At 45.2% G+C, this 6,193-nt stretch carries 6 protein-coding genes; 1 reads left to right on the top strand and 5 read right to left on the bottom strand.

What is annotated here, in order from left to right; all coding sequences use genetic code 11:
• Positions 1-424 precede the first annotated feature (424 nt).
• A complete protein-coding gene (locus tag QZL64_RS02905) occupies positions 425-778 on the top strand; it encodes a helix-turn-helix domain-containing protein (RefSeq protein ID WP_021840526.1) in 354 nt (117 codons plus the stop codon).
• A 503-nt stretch (positions 779-1,281) separates the two neighbouring features.
• Here the strand turns inward: QZL64_RS02905 and QZL64_RS02900 are convergent.
• The 5 genes from QZL64_RS02900 to QZL64_RS02880 all read right to left on the bottom strand — a co-directional run bounded on the left by QZL64_RS02900 (position 1,282) and on the right by QZL64_RS02880 (position 5,783).
• The gene (locus QZL64_RS02900) at positions 1,282-2,370 is read right to left on the bottom strand and encodes a sensor histidine kinase (protein WP_021840525.1); all 1,089 of its coding nucleotides are present in this window, start codon (positions 2,368-2,370) and stop codon (positions 1,282-1,284) included.
• Positions 2,367-3,077: a response regulator transcription factor gene (locus QZL64_RS02895; protein ID WP_021840524.1), complete on the bottom strand. Its 711-nt coding sequence runs from the start codon at positions 3,075-3,077 to the stop codon at positions 2,367-2,369. Before QZL64_RS02895 ends, QZL64_RS02900 begins: the two co-directional genes overlap by 4 nt.
• A 128-nt stretch (positions 3,078-3,205) precedes the next feature.
• Positions 3,206-4,141, bottom strand: coding sequence for an ABC transporter permease (locus tag QZL64_RS02890; protein WP_021840523.1), 936 nt, complete (start codon positions 4,139-4,141; stop codon positions 3,206-3,208).
• The gene (locus tag QZL64_RS02885; RefSeq protein ID WP_021840522.1) at positions 4,138-5,067 is read right to left on the bottom strand and encodes an ABC transporter ATP-binding protein; all 930 of its coding nucleotides are present in this window, start codon (positions 5,065-5,067) and stop codon (positions 4,138-4,140) included. Before QZL64_RS02885 ends, QZL64_RS02890 begins: the two co-directional genes overlap by 4 nt.
• Entirely contained in the window at positions 5,064-5,783 is a 720-nt protein-coding gene (locus QZL64_RS02880; protein ID WP_021840521.1) for an IS110 family transposase, read from the bottom strand. Before QZL64_RS02880 ends, QZL64_RS02885 begins: the two co-directional genes overlap by 4 nt.
• Positions 5,784-6,193: the final 410 nt, after the last annotated feature.

Raw genomic sequence — 6,193 nt, 5'->3', positions numbered from 1 at the left:
AGGCGGGGAGCGGCAGCGGCATTGTCGAGGTTGGCTCGCTAAAAAACGACAAAGAAAAACGCCAGTATCATGGAATGAGATACTGGCGCAGCGAAATGAAATAGCATGATAGCACTGATATAAATATACCAATGATGCCGGTTTTGGTGTATAAGATGCCTGTTCTGAAGCCAGGCTTTTTTTCTTACATTACCGACGGGAGGGCAGGGAATAGACCTGCAAAAACAAAAAAGAAGAACCATAGTTACCTTTCCAACGATAACTATGGTTTGGGGCATATGAAATCACTCTGATAGGTTACCGTTTTTTTTTACCCATCAAAGTAAAGTCCAGATAATCAGTGCAATCGCTCTTTTTTTTAGGTACTAAGAGGTCATTCAAGTGTCTGCATCAGAATGATAGCATAGTATAGAGGTGAGCGATTATGCCGAAAAAAGATAAACTGGCCTTATTAGGCGAATATTTACGGAGCGTCAGAAATTCTGCCAATCTGACACAGGAACAGCTTTCTGATCTCAGCAATGTATCAATCAAGCATATTGCCGATATTGAAAAGGGGCTAAAAAATCCTTCTTTTGTTGTTTTGCAATCCCTCGCAAAAGCATTGGATCTATCCCTTGACAACCTGATCGGGGAAAATCTTAGTGTCGATGAACAGGGAATTAACCAGCTGAAATCCTATTATTTGTCATGTCCTCCTGAAATGCGTGGAACACTTCTGAACATGGTTTACACACTTACAAGAGAACTGACCGAATTGTCGAAAAATTCAAGATAAACAGAAAACCAGTGAGAGCTTATATTTCCCACTGGTTTTCTGTACTTTACATGGGAAAGACTCCGTGCCGCGCTCTGTTTCTTTCTCACGTTTGTCTCCCCACTTACATTCTAATTCCAGACTGCAAAATGCTGTCCATAAACGATAATGAGCAACGCCAGGACAAAAGAACTGCGTCACGAATTGGGACGATTGAGCGTTATTCAAATCGTGCAGACATATTATGGACAGATATACATGAGATTCTTGAAATGAATTCAATTCCTTCTAACTTCTAAATCACGCTGTGTTTACAAACAATCCCTCCGGTATAATTAAGATCAGATTGAGTCCAACGGCAAAATCAGTTTTTCAAAATATACCGTGATCGTCCACATACAGGCAACACAAGGTTATTGTCTGGGAAATCAAGGTAAGACTAGTACAGCAAATAATAAATTTCTGCTATATCCAAGCAGGATGATTGTCTGAGTGCAAGGCGGCTGAATAAGACGTAGCGGTGGCTACGCTGATTGAAGGCAATGCGGCAGCCGTACAAGAAAAACAGTTCCCTTTCCAGGCTCACTCTCTACTTGGACACTCCCTCCCTGAGCAGTAATAATTTGCTTCACAATGGCCATACCAAGTCCAGTTCCACCCACATGGGCGTCTGTGGAGGTGCCTCTATAATAACGGTCAAAGAGATGCTTCGTATCCTCCTCATCCATGCCGCTGCCATTGTCCGCAATCTGAATCTCTGCCATTTGTCCCTCGGCAAGCTGTACCGTGATTTTCGTACCGGGGGGATTATGAACAATGGAATTGACCAGCAAATTGGAAAAGGCCCGGTGCAAAAGCTTCCTGTTTCCCTGGATATAAATGGGAGAATCAGACACTTGGATCTCTAAATCGTCTTCTCTGGCCTTTGGCATACTGGCAGCCTCCGCCAAAATTCTCCGCATAAATTCTGCCAGCTCTATTTTTTCCATGCCCTGGAGGGCCATTGGAGACTGTTCCATTTGAAAAGCCAGCCCCAGATCGTTGATAAGCTCCTCCATGTATTTTGCTTTCTCTTTCATAATGCACAGGAATTCCTCTTTTTCCTCCTCCGTCCAGGGATGCTGTTTGGATAAAAGCATATCCGTGTATCCCGTAATATAGGACAACGGTGTCTTTAGGTCGTGGGTAACGCCAGCCGCCCACTCCTGCCTCTGCTTTTCAAATTCCTTTCGCCTCTTCTCCTCCTGCTGCAGCGTTTCTGTCAAGGCAGCAAGATTCCTATAAACCTCCCGATATAGGTGGTTTGCCGGATTGGAAAATCTTCTCTTGGGAAGGGCCTCATAATTCCCCTTGGCAAGTCGCTGAATCCGCAAAATAATATCCGCCATGGGCAAGGCAACGTAATAGCCGTAAAACAGACAGTACACAAAATACAGCGCTAGGGTCGAGACGGCAATCAGCGTATAATAGGTGGGTTCCTCCGGATTTTGCTTAAAAATATAGAGATAAAACACGGAGGGAACACTCATCAACAGGAACATCAGAATCTGATGCAAGATAAAGTTTAGGGTAAAACGAAGGATCATTTTTCCTTCCGAGAGAGTAACCTTCATACGCGCTCCTCCGGAGGGACAAATTTATAGCCGATTCCCCTTAAATTCACAATCAGCCTTGGGTGCTTGACATCCTTTTCGATTTTCTTTCGAAGACGCCCGATATGAATCCCCACGGTTTTTTCATCCCCCAGAGAATCATAGCCCCAGATTTGTTCATAGAGCTGATTGACTGTAAAGACCTGATTGGGATGATCCGCCAGGAACAGTAATAGTTCAAATTCCTTCGCCGGACAGGGAATCTCTTTTCCCTCTACCAGCAAAACTCCGGCCTTTCTATCAATAATTAACGGTCCAAAGCAGTACCGAGAATCTCTTTGCAAGGACTTTCCATACTGCTCCATGCGCCGAAACTGTACGTTAATCCGGGCGATCACTTCCAGGGGATTAAAGGGCTTCGTAATATAGTCGTCTCCGCCGATTCCAAGACCTGTGAGCTTATCAACATCACCGGTCCGAGCCGTCAGAAATAAAATCGGAGCTACCGTTATTTCTCTTATTTTTTTGCATAGGGCAAAGCCGTCGGTATCCGGCAGCATCACATCCAGCAAAATCAGGTCGTAAGGAACTTTTTTCACTTTTTCCAGAGCTTCTTTGCCGTTAAAGGCAGCGTCCATATGAGCATACCCTTCCTTGCGAAGCATGGTTTCCAACATTTTAACAATGCCAGCCTCGTCGTCCACAAGCAATATTTTCTGCAAGCGCATAGCGCCACCCCCTTTTTGTTTCTTTCTCCTTTGTATTTTACGGCAAAACCATCAGACTGTATACAGTGAAAATGCGGGTCCTTTTCAAAACATTCGCTTCCTTATGAGCGGGAAGAAGCATGAAAACTTTAGATGGATACATCCCGTTTCTGGAACACAATCATACTAACTACAAATAAAACGACCATATAAGCCGACAGAACAATGACAGAAAATCCCATAGTCATTTCAGGCCGGGGCTGTAAATGGTTGATGTAGAGGCTCATATCACTGTTTGCAAAGGGAAGATACTTTAGCCAGGCAAATTTGGAGGTAGCCTCAATCATCATATTTCCGCAAAGCATAAAGAAAAGGGAACCACCCACTGCCAAGGCACTGTTTCGTAAAATCGTTGAAATCCCAAAGGCAATGGTGGCATAGCTCATAATCGGGAAAATGCTCAGCCCATAAAATTTCACGGTCTCCCCAAGGATACTGCGCTCTACAATCTCTCCCTGATAATTAATAAATAAATCTGTGGCATGAAGGTCTCCAACTCCATACAGTAAGGTATCCGTCACGCCTGCGCAAAGAAGGGTAAGAAACAGGGCAAAAAAGCTAAAGAGAACAATGGAAAGAAATTTTGAAAACAAAATTTCTCTTCGGCTGTGGGGACGAATCAAAAGCAACTTCATGGTTCCGTCGGTAAATTCCCGGGAGACGATCTCTGCCCCAATGATCAGGGTTATGATAATGACCGTCTCCACCAGTCCGCTGGAACGAAGCAGAGCCGACAATCCGCTGGCAGCCGGAGGAGCAATATTGTTATCCAGCCGATACTGTGCAATGGCCAGTTTATTTTCCGCATCCGCTTTTAACTGTGGAGACAGTTCTACCAGATCTAATCTGTCCTGATTCTTTTTTACCGTCTGCTCAGCTTGTGTCCTCCAATCTGCCGTGGACTGCTCGACGCTGGCTGCCACAAAGGACGATCCGATTGCATAAACGCACATAACAAGCAATAATATTTTTGTGAGCCTGCGGCAAAAGATTTTCATCAGTTCATTTTTTATAAGTCCTATCATTGCTTTCCCTCCGTAACCTCCAGGAAGCGATCCTCCAAGGATTCCTGCTGTAATTGAACGCTGTACACAGAGATCCCCCCATCCAGCAGATACTTATTCATCTTGGGTATTTCTTCCTTTTCTGCGGCGATGAATATCCTTCCGGTCTCCGGATCCGAAGAAAGGATTTTTTTCTTCAAATCCGACAATAAAATTTTGGCCCGGCCCATCTGCGACGGCTCGATCAGAATGCAGACAGAAGTTCCGCCGCCTCCCACAAAGTCCTCGATATTTTGAACGGTCACCAGTCTCCCATGTTTTAAAACTCCTACCCGGTCGCACATCAGCTGCATTTCCGAAAGCAAATGGCTGGATACCAAAACGGCGACCCCTTCCTCATGGGCCAGATGCTTCAATTCCTTTCGCAGCTCATGGATGCCCTCCGGGTCAAGGCCGTTGGTTGGCTCGTCCAAAATCACCAGGGGCGGCCTGTGCAGAAGGGCCTGGGCCAGCCCCAGCCTTTGCCGCATACCCAGGGAATAGGTCCGCACCTCTTCCTTAAGATGCTGCTCCATTCCCACCAATCTCGCGGTTTCATAAATGCGGGATTTACGAATGCCGGGCACCATGCGAGCATAATGCTTCAGATTCTGATACCCCGTCATATATTTGTAGAGATCGGGATTTTCCACAATAGCGCCTACGCTGCGAATGGCCTGTTTGAAATTTTTCGTGATGCTTTTTCCATTGATGAAGATGTCCCCTTTGCTGATCTTGATAAGTCCTACCATCATGCGGATGGTGGTGGTTTTTCCGGCCCCGTTTGGCCCGAGAAAGCCAAACACTTCTCCTGCATTGATCTGAAAGGATACATCCTCCACAATATTTTTGTTATGCCGAACTGTTTTCGTCACATGACGAAGCTCCACAACCGTTTTATGATTCATAACCTTCTCCTTTCCTTCTGTCTTCTTTCAAGCATCCTTATCTTACAGGGCAAAAGCAAACAGAAGGCAAACAGAAGGCAAATTCTAAGGAAACTTTTTAGGCAAAAAATCACTTCAACCAGTTCTGATTCTTCCTCTACAAGCAAAATGGTCGGCGTTGGAAAACGTGCAAGTACAGCGCAGGAAGTAACTCCTCCCACATCGGAAAAGACCTTATCATAGCCTGGAAAGGTCTGATCCAAAAGGGCTGTTAATCGGTTTTTATAACTCGAAACGTCGTTCAACAATTCCGCTCGATGTCTGCAGAGCTGGCGTAGCGCACGCGTTGCCGTTTGAGGAATTTGGGAAGGACGCAATGTCTTCGTTCGATACATCATTGCCAGTTTGAAGGCATCCACACGATCGGTCTTCCTCTTTCTGATAGAGAAGTCCTTCATCGAATTGCTTTGAAGTGGATTCACCACGATCACGTCATATCCATGCTCTGAGAAAAATTGAAAGAGGATCAAATGGTAGTGTGAGGTGGACTCCATCACAATAACAGGCTTACTGAAAAAAAGCCGCTCAGCCTTTTGGAGTAGGGCATTCGCTCGATTTATCGATGTTTCGTCGTGATAAATCTTTTCCTGCGCAAAGATTTTGTTGTCTGGCGACAAAATGCACATATCACTGAATCGTTTGCTGACATCAATTCCAGCTACCGGACAATAACTCATATACACCTCTCCTTTCAGGGCAGTTTCGCTTCTTCGCAAAAGTAACAGGCGCGTTGTTGACACGGGTAACGGTTGTGCCGACCCAACCAATCAAAACATTGAATCTTTTACGAAGCGAACGGACGGTCTACGCTGTTAGTAATTCCTGAATGGAAACCAAGCAAGCAGTTTTGCCACTTTCAGCCCCAGTTAGTATTTCAATATTACTATGTTTTGGAAATCGGCACAACCATATAACCGTCTGTGATGAAACTATTTTTGTTTCATCGATGACATTGTACCGGCCGGCAAGCAATGCCTGTGTTAATACACACAGGCTCGCAGGGAAGAAAATCCCTCCGTGATTTTCCTCTCCGCTTGCTTGCCCGGGGCAGCGCCCCCAAGCCCCTTTGAACACAGAATTTCATTCT

The sequence above is a fragment of the Veillonella sp. CAG:933 genome, assembly GCF_000431435.1.
In the GTDB taxonomy this organism is placed as follows: Bacteria; Bacillota; Negativicutes; order Veillonellales; family Veillonellaceae; genus Veillonella_A.
Note: the sequence above shows the minus strand (reverse complement) of the source record. Positions and strands in the feature narration are given on the sequence as shown.